This window comes from Actinoplanes ianthinogenes (assembly GCF_018324205.1).
Classification (GTDB): Bacteria; Actinomycetota; Actinomycetes; order Mycobacteriales; family Micromonosporaceae; genus Actinoplanes; species Actinoplanes ianthinogenes.
In genome coordinates this window covers 1,339,468-1,358,122 of record NZ_AP023356.1, presented here as the reverse complement: position 1 = coordinate 1,358,122, position 18,655 = coordinate 1,339,468, and the positions used below count along the sequence as shown (strand labels likewise).

The window sequence follows — 18,655 nt, the reverse complement described above, 5'->3', positions numbered from 1 at the left end:
AACGGTCCGGGCCGCCTGCGGCTCGGACCGTTTCGGTTTTCGGTACGCGTGATCAGACCGCCTCACGCCGCGTAGACGACCTCGCCGTCCACGAAGGTCATCGCCACCGAGGCCTCGCCGATCTCGGCGGCCGGGGCGCGGAACGGGTCGCGGTCCAGCACCACCAGGTCGGCGCGGAAGCCGGGCCGGACGCTGCCGGTGTCGTCGAGCCGGTTCACGAACGCCGACCCGGCCGTGTACGCGGTCAGCGCCGTCCCCCGGTCCAGCTCCTGCCCGGGCAGGAACGCGGCATATCCACTCCCGTGATGCGACCGGTTCACCGCGACGTGGATGCCCTGCAACGGGTCCGGCGTGGTCACCGGCCAGTCGCTGCCGGCGGCCAGATGCACCCCGGCCCGCAGCAGGTCACCGAACGGGTACTGCCGCCCGGCGAGCGCCGGCTCCAGGAACGGGATGGTCAGCTCGTCCATCTGCGGCTCGTGCGACGCCCAGAACGGCTGCATGTTCGCCGTCGCGCCGAGCGGCCGGAACCGGGCCACCTCGGCCGGGTCCACCACCTGCAGGTGCGCCAGGTGCGGCCGGGTGTCCCGGAACCCGTTCGCCCGCCGGGCCGCCTCGACCGCGTCCAGGGCCTCCCGGACCGCCCGGTCGCCGAGCGCGTGGAAGTGCGGCTGGAAGCCGAGCGCGTCCAGCTCGGTGACGTAGCCGCGCAGCGCCGCCGGGTCGATGAAGGACAGCCCGGCGTTCGTGGTCGCGCAGCCGCACGAGTCCCGGTAGGGCCGGGTCATCGCGGCGGTGAAGTTCTCCGCGACGCCGTCCAGCATCAGTTTCACACTGTCGCTGCGCAGCCGGCCGACGGTGTGCTTGTCCCGCTTGGCGACCAGCTCCGGGATCTGCTCGGCGCCGCGGTCGCGGTCCCACCACAGGGCGCCGACCACGGTGGCGGTGAGCTGCCCGGTGGTGGCCGCCTCCAGGTAGGCGTCGGAGACGTCCGGGTAGCCGTTGGTCGCGCAGAGCATGGCGTCCTGCCAGGCGGTGACGCCCAGCGAGTGCAGCAGTGCCTGCGCGCGCAGCAGCCCGGCCAGCCGCTCGGCCCGGGTGACCTCGGGCAGCAGCCGGGCCACCAGCTGCATGGCGCCCTCCTGCAACCCGCCGGCCGGGCTGCCGTCCGGGCGGCGGTCGATCCGGCCGTCGGCGGGATCGGGGCTGCTCGCGTCGAGGCCGGCGAGCTCCAGGGCGCGACTGTTCACCCAGGCGCCGTGGTGGTCCCGGTTGATCAGATAGACCGGGCGGTCCGGGACGACCCGGTCCAGCAGCTCCCGGCCGGGGACGCCGCCGGGGAAGACCTCCATGGCCCAGCCGCCGCCGCTGATCCACTCCAGGTCCGGGTGGGCGTCGGCGTACTCCCGCACCCGGCGCAGGTAGCCGTCGAGGTCCGGGGTGCCGGTCAGGTCGCACTGGCCGAGCTCGACACCGCCCATGACGGCGTGCACGTGCGCGTCCTGGAAGCCGGGCAGCAGCAGCCGCCCGGCCAGGTCGACCGTCTCCGCGCCGGGGCGGGCCCGATCGCGCACCTCGTCGGTGCCGACCGCGAGGATCCGCCCGTCCCGGACCACCACCGTGGTGGCCGGTCCGCGCAGCGGGTCGGCGGTGAAGACGGAACCGTTGGTGAGGACGAGATCAGCCGGCATCCGCCAACTCAACCACGCCGGCGGCGCTCCGCGAAGGCTTCCGCACACCCGCGACCAACAGTGCGATCAGCACGATCAGGCACGCCGCCGCGCCGGGCACCTGCCGGGTCGCCAGCCCGGCGCAGACCGCCAGGTAACCCAGCAGCAGCGCGAGCAGCTGCCGATGCGGCCGCTCCGCCGCGCTGACCAGTGCGAACACCAGCGTGGAGGCCACCGCCACCGGTCCCCAGTAATACCGCAGCGTCACCGGGTCGACGAACATCCGGACCAGCAGCGCGGTCGCCGGAGCGGCCGCCCAGACCACCCGCTGCGCCCGGAACCGCCAGGCCACCGCCGCGCAGCCACCCGCCACCACGACGGCCTGCACCAGGCGCAACGGCCAGCTCACCGTCGCCAGGTCGGGCAGCAGCAGGTGCACCAGGCTGTCCGGGTCCACGAGCCACACGTGCCGGAACATCCCGAAGTGCCCGGCCGCCACGAACGGCAGATATCCGGCCACCCCGATCAGCCCGGCCAGCACCCAGGTCCGCAGCGCGCGCACCGGCCCGCTCGCCGCCAGCAGGCAGGGAAAACCCAGGATCGCCCAGGGGGCGACGGCGACCGAGACACCCAGGAGAGCGGCCGCGGTCCCGGTCCGCCCGCGACCCTGCAAGAAGCTTGCGTACGCCCAGAGCGCCGGGATCACGAGCTCGACGGGATGTCCCCACCACGGCACCGGCACCAGCAGCCAGAGCAGCCCGAGCAGTCCGGCAGCCGCCTCGCGAACCGCCCCCCGCAGCCCGGAGCCGGTCGTCTCGCGTGGTCCGCTGCCGGCCGCCTCTCCCTGCCCGCTGCCGGCCGCCTCTTTCTGCCCGCTGCCGGCCGCCTCTTCCTGGCCGGTGCCGGCGCTGAATCGGCGGCACAGCGCCATCGCCCCGAGGACCAGGGCCACGTTCACCGCGATCCGGATCGGCAGGGCCGGCGTGGCGGCCGCGCCGCCGAGCATCATCACCCGGCTGAGCACCAGCTGGAGCGGCCCGGCCTGGTTCCAGCCGTCGTCGTAGACGCCGTCCAGATGCCCGTCGAGGATCCGCTGCCCGGCCGCGGCGAACTCCATCATGTCCACCGGCGCGGCCGGCAGGATCACCGCGAACACGGCGGCGAGCAGCGCCGCGGTCACCCATCTGCCCCGCAGCAACGGCTCCACCCAGCGAGGGAGAGTCATGACCGTCTGATCGGCAACCGGGCGGCCGCCGCCGGGTGTGCTTCAGGGGCCGATCAGTAGCTGGTCAGGTGCGGGTAGTGGCGGTCCAGCAGCCGTCGCGAGTCGGGGAACAGGGCGGCCAGCCGGTCCAGCCGAGCCGGCACCGTCCCGGCCGGCTCGGCGTGCCGGATGCCGGCCGCCTCCTCGGCCCGGTCCAGCGCCGCCCAGAACCCCTCGTCGTCCCCGGTCAGCCGCTCGTATGCCTCCATAGGCGCGAACTGGAAGCCCTCGGTCATCAGGGTGTCCCGGGCGATCGTCCCGGCCGCCACGGCGTGCACGGCCGGGTGGTCCGCGAGCTGATCAGGATCGGACAGGACGCGGTGGTACCAGTCGTGACCGAGACCGACCATCCCGGCCCGGAAATCCGTGAACGTGTCGTCCTCGCACCCGCCGCCGATCAGGAACGCGGCCAGGAAGACATCCGGCCGGTCGAGCCCGCGCTGCAACTCGGCGAACCGCATCTCGAACCCGATCAGCTCCTCCAGCGACAGCTCGACCAGTCGAGTGACCAGCGCTTCCTCCAGGCGGTCGTCCAGTCCGGCCCAGCCCGGACCGGCGTCGGCCCGGGCCGCCTCGATGATCTGCCAGCAGCGCGCGGTGTCCATCGGCATCCTTCCGGCGCGGGCGGGGCCGCCGCGCTTCGCGGCACATCTGATCACACGGTCGGCGGTGGTGGGGGTGCGCGGATACCCCTATCCCGTCCCGTTTCACCCGAGATGGTCCTGCCACCACTGGGATTTTCCGGTCACGCCCCGCCCGCGACGCCCGCACGCCGCGGCCCGGCACGGTGGTCGCCCGCCCACCACGACACTAAGGTGTCCGAATGGCGTCGACCCATGTCGATCTAGGCCGCGGTGACGCGACGCTGCCTCCGCCCGCGGCCCAGGCCGCACAGCCCACCCCAGCCGACGCGCCGGCCCCGCCGGACGTGCAGACCCAGCCCGCCGCCCGGACCGCGACCGACCCGCCGGTCACGATGGACCCGCCAGTCACGACGGACCCGCCAGTCACGACGGACCCGCCGGTCACGATCGACCCGCCGGTCACGAGGGACCCGCCGGTCACGGTCGACCCGCTGGTCACGACGGACCCACGGTCTGCGGCGGACCCGCGGGCCCCGGAGGACTCGCGGGAGCAGCGGGAGGCGGCGTTGCGGCTGCGCGCGGGCGTGTGCGCGAACCCGGGGCTGCCCGCGCTGCTCGACCGGGGTGACAGCGCCGCCTACGCCGAGGTCGCCGGGCCGATCGTGGCGGGGGACGGGTTGGTGGGGCGGGCGTTGGGCGTACCGGGAATGGTTTGTCTGCTGCAACCCGGCGGCGCGGCGCGGGTCCGGACCGTCGCGGATCTCGCGGCCGTGGCGGCGGGCAGTGGACATCGGGTGCTGATCGCCGGGCCGGACCGGGTCGCGGTCGACGAGATCGTGGCACGGCTGCCCGCGGAGCTGACCGTGATCCGGGTGGAGGAGGCGGGGGACGGGCCGCGCACGCTCATCGGAGCCGCTGCTGAGCTGCAACAACGCGCTTTGGCGGACACTCAGGCCCGGGTTCGGGCGCTGGAGCCGTGGTGGGGGGAGCCGTCGTCGGCCCAGGGGTGGTTGCGGCGGTTGGCGACGGCGCTCGCCGACGCGGAGCGGGCTGCCGGTGAGGCGGACAAGGTCCGTGCCGAGGCGGATGCGGCCGTGGAGCAGGCGCGGGAACGTCTCGGTGCGGCGAGCCGCGCGGCCCGGCGGGCGGCTGAGGAAGCGGCGCGGGAACCGGCTCCACCGCGGGGCTGGCGCCGGCTGTGGACTCCGCGCAACCGGGCCCGCGCGGAGGCGGCTCGCCTGCTTGCCGAGGCCGGGGCGGCGTGCCGTCTGGAGGAGGAGCGCCTGGTCACGATGGTCGCGGCGGACCCGATGGTGCGGGCCGCCGCGGATCGGGCCGCGCTTGCCGCGGTGGCCGCCGAGCATGCCCGCGAAGCCGCCGAACGATCCGCGCACCAGCTGTCCCGCATGCTCGCCGGGATCGCCGGCGCGACCCGGATCGCCGGGACCGCTGGGGGCTCGGGGCGCGTTGATCGGGCTGGGCTGGTTGCCTTCGCGGCGCGCTGCGGGGAGTGGGAGCCGGTGCTGCGGAGGCGGGCCGCGTTGCTCCGGGACTGGCGGGAGCGGCTGGCGCGGGCGCCCGGCCACCTGCACGCCGAGCTGCTGCGTAACGCCGACGTGATCGGTGCGACCTGGCTCGGCGCCGGGCGGCCCGGGCACGGTCACCTCGACTACGACCTGGTGCTGATCGACCACGCGGACCGGCTGCCGCCATCGATCGCGGCGGTGCCGCTGGTCCGGGCCCGGCGCGCGATCCTCGTCGGCGAGCCGACCGCGACCGGCGGCATCCTGGGGCGGATGGCCGCCGTGCTGCCGCCGGAGAACCTGATCGTGGTCCCGGGGTGACTGCCGCCGCGCACGTCCCGCACCGGGAGATCGTCGCCCGGGTGACCGCGCTGCCGGACGTGCACCCGCATCGGATCGACCCGGTGCTGCTCCCGATGTGGCAGGTCGAGCTGCTCGCGACGGTGCGCGAGGCGGAACCGTACGACGTTCTGGACCGGCACCTGGCACGCGCGCTCGCCGAGGCCGGGCTGCGGGATCCGGACGAGCTGGCCGCGTTCTTCGGGTTGAGCACCGGGCTGGTGGAGCGGGTGCTGGCCGGCCTGGCCGCGATCGGGCATCTGCGGGCCGACGGGCAGCTGACCGAGCTGGGCCGGCGGTCGGCCGCGGACGGGCGGCGCTATCGGGACCTGCCGGGGCGGCGGGTGACGGTGTGGTTCGACGGGTTCCGCGGGGCGCCGGTGCCGCGTACGCATGGCCTTGGTTCGGTCTTTCTGTCCGAGCCGGCGCTGACGCTGGCGGACGGAACCCGCTTCGAGGCGATGCCGGGTGCCGCCGCGCTGCCCGAGAGTGCCGTCGACGACCTGCTGGCCCGGATCGACCTACCCGACTTTTCCGGAAATGTCCTGGCCAAGGCGGAAGTATCGGCGGTGTGGCAGATGTGGCTTCCCGCCTACGTGGTCGAGTGTGACGATGCCCCGCTGGTCTTCGTCAAGGCCGTCGACGGCCCCGATCCCTACCTTTCCGGGCTGCTGCGCCACCGTACCCGCTGACGTGAGCGGACTAACACGGTCCCTGATGGACCAGTCTGGTCCATTACGGTCTACGGTGGTCCCATGCCCCGTCCCACCAAGCAGCAGATCGACGACGAGATCCTCGACGCCGCGGCCGCCCTCTTCGCCCGGCACGGCTTCCGGGAGACCTCGGTGCAGCGCATCGCCGACGCGGTGGGTTATTCGAAGACCGGCTTGTTGCACCGCTTCCCGACCAAGGAGGCGTTGCAGGAGGCGGTCGTCGAGCGCTGTGTGGGGCAGATCCGGGAGGTCGCCGCGGCCGCCGCGCCGCTGCCGCCCGGTCCGGCCCGTGACCGGTCGGTGATCGGCGGCATGGCCCGGCTCGCCCTCGGCCAGCCCGGCGTGGTCGCGCTGATGCTCTCCTGCCTGCTGGCCGAGCCGGAGAGCGAGTTCGGCGTGGCGCTCCAGCTGATCGGCGGCGAGGTGGCCGCGGCGTTCGGCGACGAGCCGTTCACCGAGGTCGTCTCCGGCGCCGGGCAGCTCACCCACCCGGAGCGGGCGATCCGGGTCACCGGCGCGCTCGGCGCGCTCGCGGTGGCCAGCGTCGCCCTGCGCGACTGCTTCACTCCCGACGCCCTCACCACGCTCGTCGACGTCGCCTACGACGCGCTCGGGCATCCCCCCACCCACTGAACAAGGGAACCCCCTCATGGCAACGCTGTTGCATCGCCTCGGCCTCGGTGCCGTCCGGCATCGCATCATCGTCACCGTCGCCTGGTTGCTCGCCCTGCTGGCCGTGGCCTTCGGCGCGGTCAAGCTGTCCGGCGAGACCGTCAACACGTTCCGGATTCCCGGCCAGGAGTCCACCACCGCGCTCGACCTGATGAAGCAGCGGTTCGGCGACGCGTCGGCCGGCGCCAACGTGCAGGTGGTGTTCCAGGCCCCGGCCGGGCAGAAGATCACCGATCCGGCGGTCGCGGGCCAGGTCGCGCAGGCGGTCGCCACGTTCGGCAAGCTGCCCGGCGTGGTCGTGGCCAGCGACCCGTTCGACAAGCAGGCGCCCGCGGTGTCCCGGGACCTGAGCACCGCGCTCACCACGGTCACCTACGGCGTGCAGCCGTCCGAGGTGACCGACGAGGAGCGCGCCGCGATCACCGGCGCGCTGGACCAGGCGCGCAAGGGCAGCGTGACGGTCGAGGCGCGCGGCGAGGCGCTGAGTAACGCGGCCGACGTCGGGGGCGCCTCCGAGGGCGTCGGCGTGCTGGTCGCCCTGATCGTGCTGGCGCTCAGTTACGGCTCGCTGATCGCCGCCGGGATGAACCTGCTGACCGCGATCATCGGGGTCGGCATCGGCGTCGCCGGCATCACCACGCTGTCCGGCTTCGTCCAGCTCCAGTCGACGACCCCGATCCTGGCGGTGATGCTCGGCCTGGCGGTCGGCATCGACTACGCGTTGTTCATCGTCACCCGATTCCGGCACGAGCTGCGCGCCGGCAAGGACGTGGAGTCCGCCGCGGCGTACGCGGTGGGCACCGCCGGCTCCGCCGTGGTGACCGCCGGCCTCACCGTGGTGATCGCCCTGGCCGGCCTCTCCGTGGTCGGCATCCCGTTCCTCACCGAGATGGGCCTGGCCGCCTCGGCCACCATCGTGGTCGCCGTGCTCGTCGCGATCACCCTGGTCCCGGCGATCCTCGGCTTCATCGGCCGCAAGGCGCTGCCCCGCAAGCTGCGCGATGCCGCGCCGAGCGGGGACACGGTCGCCGAGGGTCGCGGCTTCATCCGCGGCTGGGCGGCCGTGGTGACCCGCCAGCGGGTGATCAGCCTGGTCCTGGCGGTCCTGGCGCTGGCCGTGATCGCGCTGCCGTTCGTCAAGATGCAGACCACCCTGGCGCAGCGCTCGCCCGAGGGCAGCACCCAGGCCAAGGCCGACGCGATCATCGACCAGCGCTTCGGCCCCGGCGTCTCCGCCCCGCTGCTCATCCTGGTCGACGGGCCGGACGCGATGACCTACGCGGCCACCGTGCAGAAGCAGATCGCCGCGCTGCCGGGCGTCGCCCTGGCCCAGCCGCCCCGGCCGGACCAGAAGCAGACCGCCGCCCTGATCACCGTCATCCCGGCCTCCGGCGCGGAGGACCAGAAGACCGTCGACCTGGTGCACGCCATCCGGGACCAGGTGGCCGACGGTGACGGCGCGACGGTGTACGTCACCGGTCAGACCGCGATCAGCATCGACGTCTCGCAGAGGCTCAACGACGCCCTCCCGGTCTACCTCGCTCTCGTGGTCGGCCTGGCCTTCGTGCTGCTGGTGCTGGTGTTCCGGTCGCTGCTGGTGCCGGTCGTCGGCGTGATCGGCTTCCTGCTCACCATCGGCGCGGCGTTCGGCGCCACGGTGGCGGTCTTCCAGTGGGGCTGGCTGGCCGACGTGGTCAACGCCGGCTCCACCGGCCCGATCATCAGCCTCGCGCCGATCATCATCGTCGGCATCCTGTTCGGCCTGGCCATGGACTATCAGGTGTTCCTGGTGTCCCGGATGCACGAGGCGCACGCACACGGCGCCGCACCGCGGGACGCCATCGTCACCGGCTTCCGCCAGGCCGCCCCGGTCGTGGTGGCCGCCGCGACGATCATGTTCGCGGTCTTCGCGGCGTTCGTCCCGCAGGGCAACGACACGGTCAAGCCGATCGCGTTCGCCCTGGCGGTGGGCATCGCCTTCGACGCCTTCGTGGTCCGGATGATCGCCGTCCCGGCGGCGCTCGCGCTGCTCGGCCGCTCCGCGTGGTGGCTGCCGCGCTGGCTGCGCTGGCTCCCGGAGCTCGACGTGGAGGGCGCGGCCCTGGAGCGCAAGGCCGCCGCCGAACCGCACCCCGTCAACGTCTGACCCACCCGCTCCTTCCGACCCCTCCGGGCGGTGCCGCGTTCCTGCGGCACCGCCCGTTCCGTCGCTGAACCCGGCTGGTCTGAATCCGGCTGGTGCTGAGCGCCCTTGCCCGGCCCGGGAAAGGGCCCTCAGCTCCAGCCGGAAACCGCACCACGGTATGGCGGCGTTGACGGTACTTCGCAGTGCGCAGTACTGTGCCGTGCGTGGATACGACCCAGCTTCTCAAGGGCGTCCTGGATCTGGCCGTCCTGGCCGTCCTGCGCGACGAGGACGGTTATGGATACGACATCCTGCGCCGGCTCCGCGCCGCCGGCCTCCAGGAGGTCGGCGACGCCTCGGTCTACGGCACCCTGCGCCGGCTCTATGCCAACGGCTTCCTGAACACCTACGTGGTGCCCAGCGACGAGGGCCCGCACCGCAAGTATTACGCGCTCAACGCCGCCGGACGGGCCGAGCTGGAGCGCAACGGCAAGACCTGGCGCGCATTCGCGTCGATCATGGACGATTTGACTCGCGAGCGGGGGACCGCGTGAACGACATCGCAGCGGACGAGATCACCGGCTACGTCGCCGAGGTGCGCCTGGCCCTCGGCGGAGTGCCGGAGGCCACCCGCGAGGAACTGCTCGACGACCTCCCGGAACACCTGGCCGAGGTGCTCGCCGAGGGGGTCGGCACGCTGACCGAGCGGCTGGGCTCGCCGTCGGCCTACGCCGCCGAGCTGCTCGCCGCGGCCGGCCTGCCCGGTCCGGAGAAGGAGCAGTCGCCCTGGGTCACCTGGCCGGAGCTGCGCGACCGGGTCTCGCCCTGGTTGCGGGCGGCGGACACCCGGGTCGGCCCGATCCTCGGTTACGAGCAGGCGAGCGAATTCCTGGTCCTGCTGCGCCCGGCCTGGTGGGTGCTGCGCGGCTACCTGGTCGCCATGCTCCTGGCGAACCTGCTGGACGGCGGCGGCGCGCCGATCGGCCTGCTGCCCCGGGTCGGCGGCAGCGACGTGATGGCGCTGCTCCTGCTCGGCGCGTGCGTGGTGGCGTCGATCTGGTTCGGCCGCCGGGAGCTGCCGGACAAGCCCTGGCCCCGGTACGCCCTCTGGTCCGGCACCGCCCTGCTGATCCTGATCTCGCTGGCCGGGTTCGTCGGCGCGGACAGCAGCACGCGGTTCGAACCGTCCTTCGACGCCACCTACAGCGGCAACAGTCAGTACGACAACATCCAGGACGTCTTCGTCTACGACTCCCAGGGCCACCTGGTCGAGGACGCCCAGCTCTACGACCAGAACGGCGCCCCGCTCCAGCTCGGCGGCTCGTCCTGCACCGACCCGGAGACCGGCGAGTCCTGGACCAGTTGGCAGCGCGGCTACCCACACTGCCCCCAGGCCAACCCGTTCCGCTCCCCGTCGCCCACCGCCGAGGATCCTTCCCCGGCGCCCTCGGACCTCACGCCGTCGGCCTCCCTGCCCGCTCCGCCGGTCTCGCCGTCGGCCTCCTACCGGGCTCCGTCGTCCGCCCCGTCCCCGTCCGCCGCCCGATGACCATCCGCTAGGCGCAAGGCCGCCTCGGCTTCCGGCCGCCGCTTTCCGGTACGCCCGATGCGGCCCCGGCCAGCCGTCCGGCCAGTCAGGACCTTCCGGCGAGGCCAGGGGCGGGGCGGCGGTGACGGGGAGGCGCGGCCGGCCGGCGCGGTGGTGAAGGGGAGGTGGCGCGGCCGGTCGGGGCGGCGGCGGAGGTGGCGCAGCCGGGCGGGGCGGTGGTGAAGGGGAGGTGGCGCGGCCGGTCGGGGCGGCGGCGGAGGTGGCGCAGCCGGGCGGGGCGGTGGTGAAGGGGAGGTGGCGCGGCCGGTCGGGGCGGCGGCGGAGGTGGCGCAGCCGGGCGGGGCGGTGGTGGCGCGGCCGGGCGCTGGGGAGCTGGCGCGGCCGGGCGGCGCGTCACAGCAGCTGCGCGCCCGTGGTCACCAGATAAACCGCGACGAAAGCGACCGCCAGGGTGCGCCTGCCCCGCAGCCACAGCGCGGCCGCGCCCCCGCCGAACCAGAGCACCTCCAGGGCGACCCGCCCGAGCCCCTGCACCGGATAAGTCGCCGTGGGCGCGCCGAACCAGCCCCACACCAGGGCGAACAACACCGGCGCGCCCACACCGGCGAGCACCCGCACCGGCCAGCGGCGAGAACACGTGAAGCCCCAGTAGCCGGCAGCGGCATAGACGGCGAGCTCCAGCCCGAACGCCGCAATCATGATCAGCATGGCGGTCAGTGGGTGTAGAGCCAGACGGCGGACACCAGGTGGATGACCGCGCCGACGCCGGCCCCCACCGCCTGCCCGACGTTGCGCCGCTGCGCCCCGAGCACGCTGTCCCCGACCTGCGCGAGTCCGAGAACGATCAGGAACGGCGCCAGCACCGTCCACTCCTGCCGGGCGAGCAGGACGAGCGCGACCACGCTCAGCGGCAGGGCCCGGGCGGTGTAGGCGCGCGCATACAGCAGCATGCCGGAGGTGACCGGCTCGCTCGTGGTGAGGCCGAGCGACGGGCGGACGGCGCCCGCGATGGAGGAGGCGCCGGAGAGGAGGGCGGCCAGGGCGTTCACAGCAGTCAGGACGTACATCATTGATCTCCTGAATCATTCACGGTCTGAATCGATAAGCCGACTGTATCATTGCGACCGTGAACGATGTCAATCGAAAGGCCGGGGTGCCGGCGACCGTCGCCTACCGGTTGGGCACGCTGGGTGCCCAGGCCGCCGACCGGTTCGCCGCCCGGGTCGAGGAGCACGGCGTCAAGCCGAAACACGTCGGCCTCATGGCCGCCCTGGACGCGGGGGAGTCCGCCTCCCAGTTGGAGCTCGCCACCCGCCTCGGCGTCGCGCCGAGCCTGATCGTGGCCCTCGCCGACCACCTGGAGAGACTGGGCGCCGTCGACCGGGCCCGCGACCCCGGTGACCGCCGTCGTCAGGTGCTCAGCCTCACCGACCGCGGCCGGGAGCTGCTCGCCACCTGCGCGGCCGCGGCGCACGCCCTCGACGACGAACTCACCGCCGCGCTGAGCCCCGCCGACCGCGCGGAGCTGACCCGGCTGCTCGGCCTGCTGGCCGCCGGGGGATGAGACGAAACAGTTCGGCCCGGCGTCGGGGCGCCGGGCCGAACCTATCGGGGATGGGTGCTCAGAACGTCAGGCGGTCCACTTGACGTTGCTGTTGAACTTGCCGGTGGCGTCGAAGGTGGCCATGTTGTCCCACCCGTCGCCGGTCCCGTTGATGTTCGCCGGGTCCCAGCCGTTCCCGGCGATGGCATACCAGGTCGGCTCCCAGTAGAAGACGCCGATGGCGCCCGCGTTGCGAGCCGTGTTCTGGATCCAGGTGAACTCGGTCCCCTGACCCGCCTTCGTCGCCGGCTGGCCGTCGCACGTCGTGGTGCCGGGAATCGAGTTCGTCTCGCCGTCGGCGTTGGCGGTGGTGTACATGTACGCCGTCTCCACCACCACGACCGGCTTGCCATATCGGGACTTCACGTCGGCGATCACGTTGTACAGGTTCGCCAGCGTGCCGTGCCACATGCAGTAGTACGACAGCGCCGTGATGTCCCACGAGACACCCTGCGCCTTGATCCCGTCGTAGAACCACCGCGCGTTCGCGTCACTGTCCGCGTCCGCCGTGTGGATCATGACTTGAGTGCCGCTGTTACACGCCTTTGTCGCGTTGTATCCAGACTTGAGGAGGCTGGCGAGCGGCGCGAAATTGCTGTTCGTGACCTTGCCGGCCGGCCACAGCATGCCGACGTTGATCTCGTTGCCGATCTGCACGCTGTCCGGCGTGGTGCCCTGCGACTTCAACGCGGTGCACACGTCGTAGGTGTAGTTGTAGACGTCGGTCTGCAACTGCGCGAGCGTGTGCGAGCTCCACGCCGCCGGCGGGTACTGCTTGCCGGGGTCGGCCCAGGTGTCCGAGTAGTGGAAGTCGACCAGCAGCTTCAGCCCCTTGGCCTTGATCGCCTTCGCCTGCTGGAGCACCTTCGCCTTGTTGTTGTAACCGCTGGCCGGGTTGTTCCAGACCCGCAGCCGCATGTAGTTGGCGCCGGCGCCCTTGAGGATGTCGTAGGGATCCGCGGCCGCTCCGGCCGCGGTGTAGTACTTGCCGCCCAGGTCGAGCGTGCGCTGCAGCGACGACACGTCGGCGCCGAGCATGGTGAGGGAGGCGGCTTGTGCGGGAGCGGGGTTCATTGCCATCAGCGTGACCGCGGCTATCGCGGACCCGATGAGGGCACGGAGGGATGTGCGCATTTCGCTCCTTCGGGGATAGGAACGTTACCGGCGCGGAATTGCGCCGGAGACAAAAATCAACGACGCCATTTCACGTACGGATTGATCCGCCCGTTGTCGTCGAATGTCGCCATGTTCTCCCAGGCGTTGCCGGAATGTGAGATGTCCTCGGTGTCCCACCCGTTCCCGTCGATCGCGGTCCAGGTCGGCTCCCAGTAGAAGACGCCGAGCGCCCCGGCCTCCCGGGCGGCGTCCTGCACCTGCGCGAACTCGGTCGCCTGCCCTCGCGGCGTGGCGGCGATCCCGTCGCACGGCGCCGCCGAGGTGATGATGTTCTCGAGGTGGTCGTAGTTCTCCGTGGTGTACGGATAGGCGGTCTCCGCGATCACCGCCGGTTTTCCGTACCGCTGCTGCACGTCGGTGAGAACCGTCTTCAGATTCGTCAGGTCGCCGTGCCACATGCAGTAATAGCTGAGCGCCGTGATGTCCCACCGCACGCCCTGCGCCGCGATCCCGTCGTAGAACCACCGCGCCGCGCCGAGGCTCCCGGCGTTCGCCGTGTGGATCATGACCTGGGTGCGCGGCGAGCACGCCTTCGTCGCGTCGTACCCGGCCTTGAGCAGCGTCGCGAGCGGCCCGAAGTCGCTGTTCACCACCTGACCGACCGGCCACAGCATGCCGGTGTTGATCTCGTTGCCGATCTGCACGCTGTCCGGCTTGATGGCCGAGCAGACGTCGAACGTGTAGTCGTAGACGTCCTTCCGCAACTGGGCGAGATCGTGACCCGCCCAGGACGCGGGGGTGTACTGCTTGCCCGGGTCGGCCCAGGTGTCCGAGTAGTGGAAGTCGATCAGCACCTTGAGGCCGTGCCGCTTCGCCTCCCGGGCCTGCCGGACGACGAGAGCCTTGTTGTTGTAGCCGCTGGCCGGATTGTTCCAGAGGCGCAGCCGGACGTAGTTCACCCCGGCCCGCTGGAGGATCTCGTAGGGGTCGGCCCGGTGCCCGCGGACGTCGGAGAACCGGGCGCCGAGGTCGAGCGCGCGGGGCAGGGTGGAGACGTCCGCGCCGAGCATCGACAGATGGTGCTTGCCGGCTGCGGCGGCGGGCGCCGCGGGCAGGAGCAGGAGGGCGGTGGCGAGGACGGCAGGGATTTTCATGGCGCTCCTTCTGGACATTCCATTGTCGACAAAAAGGGCAAAACGCGGCCGTGGAGGCGGTGGGGGCCGATCTCGGTCCAAGGGGGGAACCAGGATCGGCCCCCATGGGGGGCCCGATGAGGATCAGGCGGGGGAGGAGCTGCGCAGGACCAGGCCGGTGGGCACGGTGATGGAGAGCGGGGTACGCCCGTTGATCACGTCCACGAGGAGCCGGACCATCTCCTCGCTGATGCGTTCGAGCGGCTGACGCACCGTGCTCAGCGGCGGCTCGGTGGTGGCCGCCAGCCCGGAGTCGTCGAACCCGACCACCCGCACGTCACCCGGCACGCCGCGCCCGGCGTCGCGCAGCACCGGCAGGGTGGCCGCGGCCATCGCGTCGGAGGCGGCGAAGACCGCGTCCACGTCCGGCGCCCGGCGCAGCAGCGTGCGGATCCCGGCCGCCCCGCTCTCCCGGGTCCAGTCGCCGTGCACGATCAGGTCCTGGTCGATCGGCAGGCCGTGGGCCATCAGCGCGTCGGTGTACCCGGCCAGCCGGTCGACGCCGCCGGAGGTGTCCAGCGGGCCGGTGACGGTGGCGATCCGCCGGCAGCTGGCCGCGATCAGGTGCTCGGTCGCGGTGCGCGCCCCGGCCCGGTCGTCGGCCGAGACCGAGCTGATCAGGTCCTCCAGGCCGAGCACCCGGCCGCAGGCCACGATCGGCACGTTGGCCTGCACCAGCTGCTTGAGCAGCGGGTCACCGGAGTGCGGGGAGACCAGCAGGACGCCGTCGACGTGCCCGCCGTTGAGGAACGCGATCGTCCGGCTGCGCTCCTCGGGGGTGGACGCGATCATCAGGATCAGGGTCAGCTCCCGGTCGGAGAGCGCCTGAGCCACGCCGCGCAGCAGCACCGAGAAGTTCGGGTCCTCGAAGAGCAGGTGCTGCGGCTCGGTGAGCAGGAACGCGATCGACCCCGACCGGCCGGTCGCCAGCGATCGGGCATGCTGGTTGGTGGTGTACCCGGTCCGGGCGATGGCGTCCTGGACCGCGCGCACGGCCTCCGGGCTCACCCAGTCGCGCCCGTTGAGCACCCGCGAGACGGTCGCGTAGGACACGCCGGCCTCGCGGGCCACGTCACGGATCGTCGGTCGTTTGCGCGACACGTTCGGGATCATAGTCGTGACCGTCCTCGATCAGGCTTTGACGCCACCGGCGGCCAGATCGACCTGCCAGTACCGCTGGAGCGTGAAGAAGAGCGCGATCAGCGGGACCAGCGAGACGAGCGCGCCGGTCACCACCGTGGTGTACATCGCGGGCTGGCTGGCGCCCTGGTTGAGCAGGCTGCTCAGACCCACCGTGAGCGGGTACAGCTTGTCGTTGCCGAGCATGATGAACGGCAGCATGTAGTTGTTCCAGATCGCCACGAACTGGAACAGGAACACGGTGACCAGTCCGGTACGCATCATCGGCATCACCACCCGCAGGAACGTGCGCCAGTCGCTCGCCCCGTCGATCCGGGACGCCTCCAGGATCTCGCCCGGCACCGCGGCCGCCGCGAAGATCCGCGCGAGGTAGATGCCGTACGGGCTGATGAAGCTGGGCAGCAGCACCGCCCAGTACGTGTTGGTCAGCCCGACCCGGGCCAGCAGCAGGTACTGCGGGATGGCCAGGATGACGCCGGGCACCAGGACGCCGGCCAGGATCACGTTGAAGACGAAGCCCTTGCCCGGGAAGTCGAACTTGGCCAGGGCGTACCCGCTCATCGCGGAGATGAACGTGGAGACGGCCGCGCCGAGCCCGGCGTACAGCGCGGTGTTCGCCATCCACCGCCAGTACAGGCCGTCCCGGTACCCGCTCAGGTCGGCGAGGTTGTCGACCAGGTGCGAGCTCGGCGCCAGGGTGAACGTGGAGAACAGCTCGGACGAGCTCTTGCTGGCGGCGATCAGCACCCAGACCACCGGGAGCAGGCAGTACGCCGCCCCGAGGAGCAGCAGTGTCGTAGCGATCTTGGAGTTCTTCATGAGTCTTCCTGGTTGAACGCGCGGCGGCCGACGAGCTTCAGGAAGCCGAAGGACAACAGGAACGTCGCCACCGCGATGACCACCGAGGTGGCGGCCGCGGAGTAGATGTCGTTGCGGACGAACGCGTCCCGGTACACCTTCATCAGCGGCGTCCAGGTGAACGAGATGGTGTTGCTCAGCGGCTTGAGCGTCATCGGCTCGGCGAACACCTGGAGCGTCGCGATCATCGAGAAGACGAACGTCATGATCAGCGACGGCATCACGATCGGGATCTTGATCCGCCACGCGATCGACAGCTCGGAGGCGCCGTCGATCCGGGCCGACTCGTACAGGCTGGTCGGGACGGCTTTCAGCGCGGTGTAGATGACGATCATGTTGAAGCCGGTGCCGCCCCAGACCGCGACGTTGGCCACCGCGTACAGCACCCAGGACGAGGAGAGCAACTCGGGCGCGGCGATCCCGAGCCGGTCCAGGACGTAGACGAACGGGCTCACCTTCGGCAGGTAGAGGAATCCCCAGAGGAGCGAGGCGACCACGGCCGGCACCGCGTACGGTAAGAAGATCGAAATTCGGGCGAAGCTGCTGATCGGGCGCCGGGTCCGGCCGGCGTCCAGCAGCAGCGCCATGAGCAGCGCGAGGCCGAGCATGATCGGGACGACGACCAGGCCGTACCCGAGGATCCGGTACACGCTGGGCAGCCAGTCCGGATCGGTCATCGACCGGGCGTAATTGCTCAGCCCGGCCCACACCTCGGTACGCGACTTCGCGCCGAGGCCGAGGCCACTGACCTTCACCTTGCGCAGGCTGAGGTAGCCGGCGTAAACGATCGGGGCGGCCAGGAAGAGCGTGAACAGCACCAGGCCGGGTGCGAGGAAGGCGTACGGGACGCGGGCGCGCCGGGACGACGCGGGCTTCCGGGACACCGGCGCGGCGGTGGTACTCGGTCGGGTGGCGGTCAGTGTCATCGCCGGGACCTTCCTTCCAGGGCCCGGGCGGGACGCGGGGCGTCCCGCCCGGAGCGCGTCATCCGGCGACGGTGAACCCGTTGTTCTTCATGTCGTCGACGGTGGCCTTCTGCATGGTCACCAGCGACTCGGTGAAGGCCGCGGCCTTCTTCGACTCGGCCGCCTTGCCGAACGCGTCGTTGAACGCGCTGTAGGCGACGTTGACGTTCGGCCCGTAGGTGAACGGCTTGGTCTGCTTGCCCGCCTCGGCCGCGATCGAGTAGAAGTCGGCCTGGTCGGCGAAGAACGCCGGCGGCGTGGTCAGCACGCTGGTCGCGTCGTTCGCGGCCGGGTAGACGTTGGCGGTGCCGGCCAGCAGCTTGAGCGCCTCGGGGTCGCTGTTCAGCCACGCGATGAACTCGGCGGCCTCCTTCGGGTGCTTGCTCTGGGTGGTGACGCTGGTCGCCGAGCCACCCCAGTTGCCGGTCGCCGGGTTGGCGGCGTCCCACTGCGGCATCGGGGCGGCCTTCCACTTGCCCTTGGTGTCCTTGGCGCTGCCCTCCAGCACGCCCGGCGCCCAGACCGCGGAGACCCAGCCGACCTGCGTGCCGTCGTTGAGCGCGGCGTTCCACTCCGGGGTGTACATCGGCTTGTTGTCGACGACCCCCTTCTCCACCAGGCCGCCCCAGTACGCGGCCACCTTCTGGGTGTTCGCCTCGTTGATGTCGACGGTCCAGGAGTCGCCGTTCACGCCCCACCAGGACGCGCCGGCCTGCTGGGCGAGCCCGGCGAACAGGCCCGCGTCGGTCGCCGAGAAGGTGCCGATGTACTGCTTCGGGTTCGCCTTGTGGATCTTCTCGGCCGCCGCGGTGTAGTCGTCCCAGGTCTTGGGCGCCTGGAGGCCGTTCTTCGCGAAGACGTCCGCGCGGTAGAAGAACATCAGTGGGCCGGAGTCCTGCGGCACGCCGTACAGCGCGTCGCCGCCCAGGGTGACACTGTTCCAGGCCGCGGCCGGGAACTTGTCCTTGAGCGAGCCGGCCTGCTCGGAGATGTCGGCCAGGGCGTCCGCGGAGACCAGAGTGGGGATCTTCTGGTACTCGGCCTGCATGACGTCCGGGGCGCCGCTCCCCGCCTTGATCGCGGTGAGCAGCTTGGTGACCGCCGGGTCGCCGCCATCCTGCTTGTTGACCGTGACCTGGATGTTCGGGTGCGTCGAGTTCCAGCCCGCGACGACCTTGTCCATGTTCGGCGCCCAGCTCCAGTAGGTCAGCGCGACCTTCTCGGTGCCGGCCGTGCTGCCGGTGTCGGCCTTGTCGTCCGAGCTGCTGCACGCGGTGGTGAACAGGGCCGCGGCGGTGAGGGTCGCCAGCACAGGGGCGAGCTTTTTATACATCGATCCTC

Annotated in this window: 18 protein-coding genes; 7 read left to right on the top strand and 11 right to left on the bottom strand. The window is 71.8% G+C overall.

The window, feature by feature from the left end:
* Nucleotides 1-62: 62 nt before the first annotated feature.
* The 3 genes from Aiant_RS06215 to Aiant_RS06205 are packed head-to-tail and all read right to left on the bottom strand — an operon-like array spanning nucleotide 63 to nucleotide 3,539.
* Entirely contained in the window at nucleotides 63-1,691 is a 1,629-nt protein-coding gene (locus Aiant_RS06215) for an amidohydrolase (protein WP_189335171.1), read from the bottom strand.
* A complete protein-coding gene (locus Aiant_RS06210) occupies nucleotides 1,681-2,895 on the bottom strand; it encodes a hypothetical protein (protein ID WP_189335172.1) in 1,215 nt (404 codons plus the stop codon). Before Aiant_RS06210 ends, Aiant_RS06215 begins: the two co-directional genes overlap by 11 nt.
* Before the next feature lie 53 nt (nucleotides 2,896-2,948).
* Nucleotides 2,949-3,539 carry a DUF4240 domain-containing protein gene (locus Aiant_RS06205; RefSeq protein WP_189335173.1) on the bottom strand — a complete coding sequence of 197 codons (591 nt, stop codon included), beginning with the start codon at nucleotides 3,537-3,539 and terminating at the stop codon, nucleotides 2,949-2,951.
* Between the two features lie 218 nt (nucleotides 3,540-3,757).
* On the opposite strand from Aiant_RS06205, the gene Aiant_RS06200 reads away from it, so the two are divergent.
* The 6 genes from Aiant_RS06200 to Aiant_RS06175 all read left to right on the top strand — a co-directional run bounded on the left by Aiant_RS06200 (nucleotide 3,758) and on the right by Aiant_RS06175 (nucleotide 10,439).
* Nucleotides 3,758-5,362: an AAA domain-containing protein gene (locus Aiant_RS06200; protein ID WP_189335174.1), complete on the top strand. Its 1,605-nt coding sequence runs from the start codon at nucleotides 3,758-3,760 to the stop codon at nucleotides 5,360-5,362.
* The gene (locus tag Aiant_RS06195; protein WP_189335175.1) at nucleotides 5,359-6,072 is read left to right on the top strand and encodes a hypothetical protein; all 714 of its coding nucleotides are present in this window, start codon (nucleotides 5,359-5,361) and stop codon (nucleotides 6,070-6,072) included. Before Aiant_RS06200 ends, Aiant_RS06195 begins: the two co-directional genes overlap by 4 nt.
* Before the next feature lie 63 nt (nucleotides 6,073-6,135).
* Complete coding sequence (locus tag Aiant_RS06190) at nucleotides 6,136-6,726, top strand: TetR/AcrR family transcriptional regulator (RefSeq protein WP_189335176.1); 591 nt, start codon at nucleotides 6,136-6,138, stop codon at nucleotides 6,724-6,726.
* 16 nt (nucleotides 6,727-6,742) lie between these two features.
* Nucleotides 6,743-8,911, top strand: coding sequence for an MMPL family transporter (locus Aiant_RS06185; RefSeq protein WP_189335177.1), 2,169 nt, complete (start codon nucleotides 6,743-6,745; stop codon nucleotides 8,909-8,911).
* A 203-nt stretch (nucleotides 8,912-9,114) separates the two neighbouring features.
* Nucleotides 9,115-9,444, top strand: coding sequence for a PadR family transcriptional regulator (locus Aiant_RS06180; protein ID WP_189335178.1), 330 nt, complete (start codon nucleotides 9,115-9,117; stop codon nucleotides 9,442-9,444).
* Nucleotides 9,441-10,439, top strand: a complete 999-nt coding sequence (locus Aiant_RS06175) for an HAAS signaling domain-containing protein (RefSeq protein WP_189335179.1) — start codon at nucleotides 9,441-9,443, stop codon at nucleotides 10,437-10,439. Before Aiant_RS06180 ends, Aiant_RS06175 begins: the two co-directional genes overlap by 4 nt.
* Nucleotides 10,440-10,832: 393 nt before the next feature.
* Here the strand turns inward: Aiant_RS06175 and Aiant_RS06170 are convergent, their stop codons facing one another.
* Both Aiant_RS06170 and Aiant_RS06165 read right to left on the bottom strand, forming a co-directional pair.
* On the bottom strand, nucleotides 10,833-11,147 hold the full coding sequence (locus tag Aiant_RS06170) for a YrdB family protein (RefSeq protein WP_189335180.1): 315 nt from the start codon (nucleotides 11,145-11,147) through the stop codon (nucleotides 10,833-10,835).
* 5 nt (nucleotides 11,148-11,152) lie between these two features.
* On the bottom strand, nucleotides 11,153-11,509 hold the full coding sequence (locus tag Aiant_RS06165) for a hypothetical protein (RefSeq protein WP_212846974.1): 357 nt from the start codon (nucleotides 11,507-11,509) through the stop codon (nucleotides 11,153-11,155).
* A 56-nt stretch (nucleotides 11,510-11,565) separates the two neighbouring features.
* On the opposite strand from Aiant_RS06165, the gene Aiant_RS06160 reads away from it, so the two are divergent.
* Nucleotides 11,566-12,003, top strand: a complete 438-nt coding sequence (locus Aiant_RS06160) for a MarR family winged helix-turn-helix transcriptional regulator (protein WP_189335182.1) — start codon at nucleotides 11,566-11,568, stop codon at nucleotides 12,001-12,003.
* Nucleotides 12,004-12,069: 66 nt separating this feature from the next.
* Here the strand turns inward: Aiant_RS06160 and Aiant_RS06155 are convergent, their stop codons facing one another.
* From Aiant_RS06155 to Aiant_RS06130, 6 genes are all read right to left on the bottom strand, one after another.
* Nucleotides 12,070-13,176 carry a glycoside hydrolase family 53 protein gene (locus Aiant_RS06155; protein ID WP_189335183.1) on the bottom strand — a complete coding sequence of 369 codons (1,107 nt, stop codon included), beginning with the start codon at nucleotides 13,174-13,176 and terminating at the stop codon, nucleotides 12,070-12,072.
* 56 nt (nucleotides 13,177-13,232) lie between these two features.
* Nucleotides 13,233-14,312 carry a glycoside hydrolase family 53 protein gene (locus Aiant_RS06150; protein WP_189335184.1) on the bottom strand — a complete coding sequence of 360 codons (1,080 nt, stop codon included), beginning with the start codon at nucleotides 14,310-14,312 and terminating at the stop codon, nucleotides 13,233-13,235.
* Nucleotides 14,313-14,435: 123 nt separating this feature from the next.
* Nucleotides 14,436-15,452 (bottom strand): LacI family DNA-binding transcriptional regulator, encoded by a 1,017-nt coding sequence (locus Aiant_RS06145; RefSeq protein ID WP_229831151.1) that lies wholly within the window; start codon nucleotides 15,450-15,452, stop codon nucleotides 14,436-14,438.
* Nucleotides 15,453-15,482: 30 nt separating this feature from the next.
* Nucleotides 15,483-16,310, bottom strand: a complete 828-nt coding sequence (locus Aiant_RS06140) for a carbohydrate ABC transporter permease (protein WP_189335186.1) — start codon at nucleotides 16,308-16,310, stop codon at nucleotides 15,483-15,485.
* The gene (locus Aiant_RS06135) at nucleotides 16,307-17,275 is read right to left on the bottom strand and encodes a carbohydrate ABC transporter permease (RefSeq protein ID WP_189335187.1); all 969 of its coding nucleotides are present in this window, start codon (nucleotides 17,273-17,275) and stop codon (nucleotides 16,307-16,309) included. Before Aiant_RS06135 ends, Aiant_RS06140 begins: the two co-directional genes overlap by 4 nt.
* Nucleotides 17,276-17,333: 58 nt before the next feature.
* Nucleotides 17,334-18,647, bottom strand: coding sequence for an ABC transporter substrate-binding protein (locus tag Aiant_RS06130; RefSeq protein ID WP_189335188.1), 1,314 nt, complete (start codon nucleotides 18,645-18,647; stop codon nucleotides 17,334-17,336).
* Nucleotides 18,648-18,655: the final 8 nt, after the last annotated feature.

What these genes read in the sequence shown, in the direction of transcription:
- Aiant_RS06215 (WP_189335171.1), bottom strand. Translation starts at nt 1,691, where the DNA reads ATGCCGGCTGATCTCGTCCTCACCAACGGTTCCGTCTTCACCGCCGAC.
- Aiant_RS06210 (WP_189335172.1), bottom strand. Translation starts at nt 2,895, where the DNA reads ATGACTCTCCCTCGCTGGGTGGAGCCGTTGCTGCGGGGCAGATGGGTG.
- Aiant_RS06205 (WP_189335173.1), bottom strand. Translation starts at nt 3,539, where the DNA reads ATGGACACCGCGCGCTGCTGGCAGATCATCGAGGCGGCCCGGGCCGAC.
- Aiant_RS06200 (WP_189335174.1), top strand. Translation starts at nt 3,758, where the DNA reads ATGGCGTCGACCCATGTCGATCTAGGCCGCGGTGACGCGACGCTGCCT.
- Aiant_RS06190 (WP_189335176.1), top strand. Translation starts at nt 6,136, where the DNA reads ATGCCCCGTCCCACCAAGCAGCAGATCGACGACGAGATCCTCGACGCC.
- Aiant_RS06185 (WP_189335177.1), top strand. Translation starts at nt 6,743, where the DNA reads ATGGCAACGCTGTTGCATCGCCTCGGCCTCGGTGCCGTCCGGCATCGC.
- Aiant_RS06170 (WP_189335180.1), bottom strand. Translation starts at nt 11,147, where the DNA reads ATGCTGATCATGATTGCGGCGTTCGGGCTGGAGCTCGCCGTCTATGCC.
- Aiant_RS06165 (WP_212846974.1), bottom strand. Translation starts at nt 11,509, where the DNA reads ATGATGTACGTCCTGACTGCTGTGAACGCCCTGGCCGCCCTCCTCTCC.
- Aiant_RS06155 (WP_189335183.1), bottom strand. Translation starts at nt 13,176, where the DNA reads ATGCGCACATCCCTCCGTGCCCTCATCGGGTCCGCGATAGCCGCGGTC.
- Aiant_RS06150 (WP_189335184.1), bottom strand. Translation starts at nt 14,312, where the DNA reads ATGAAAATCCCTGCCGTCCTCGCCACCGCCCTCCTGCTCCTGCCCGCG.
- Aiant_RS06140 (WP_189335186.1), bottom strand. Translation starts at nt 16,310, where the DNA reads ATGAAGAACTCCAAGATCGCTACGACACTGCTGCTCCTCGGGGCGGCG.
- Aiant_RS06135 (WP_189335187.1), bottom strand. Translation starts at nt 17,275, where the DNA reads ATGACACTGACCGCCACCCGACCGAGTACCACCGCCGCGCCGGTGTCC.
- Aiant_RS06130 (WP_189335188.1), bottom strand. Translation starts at nt 18,647, where the DNA reads ATGTATAAAAAGCTCGCCCCTGTGCTGGCGACCCTCACCGCCGCGGCC.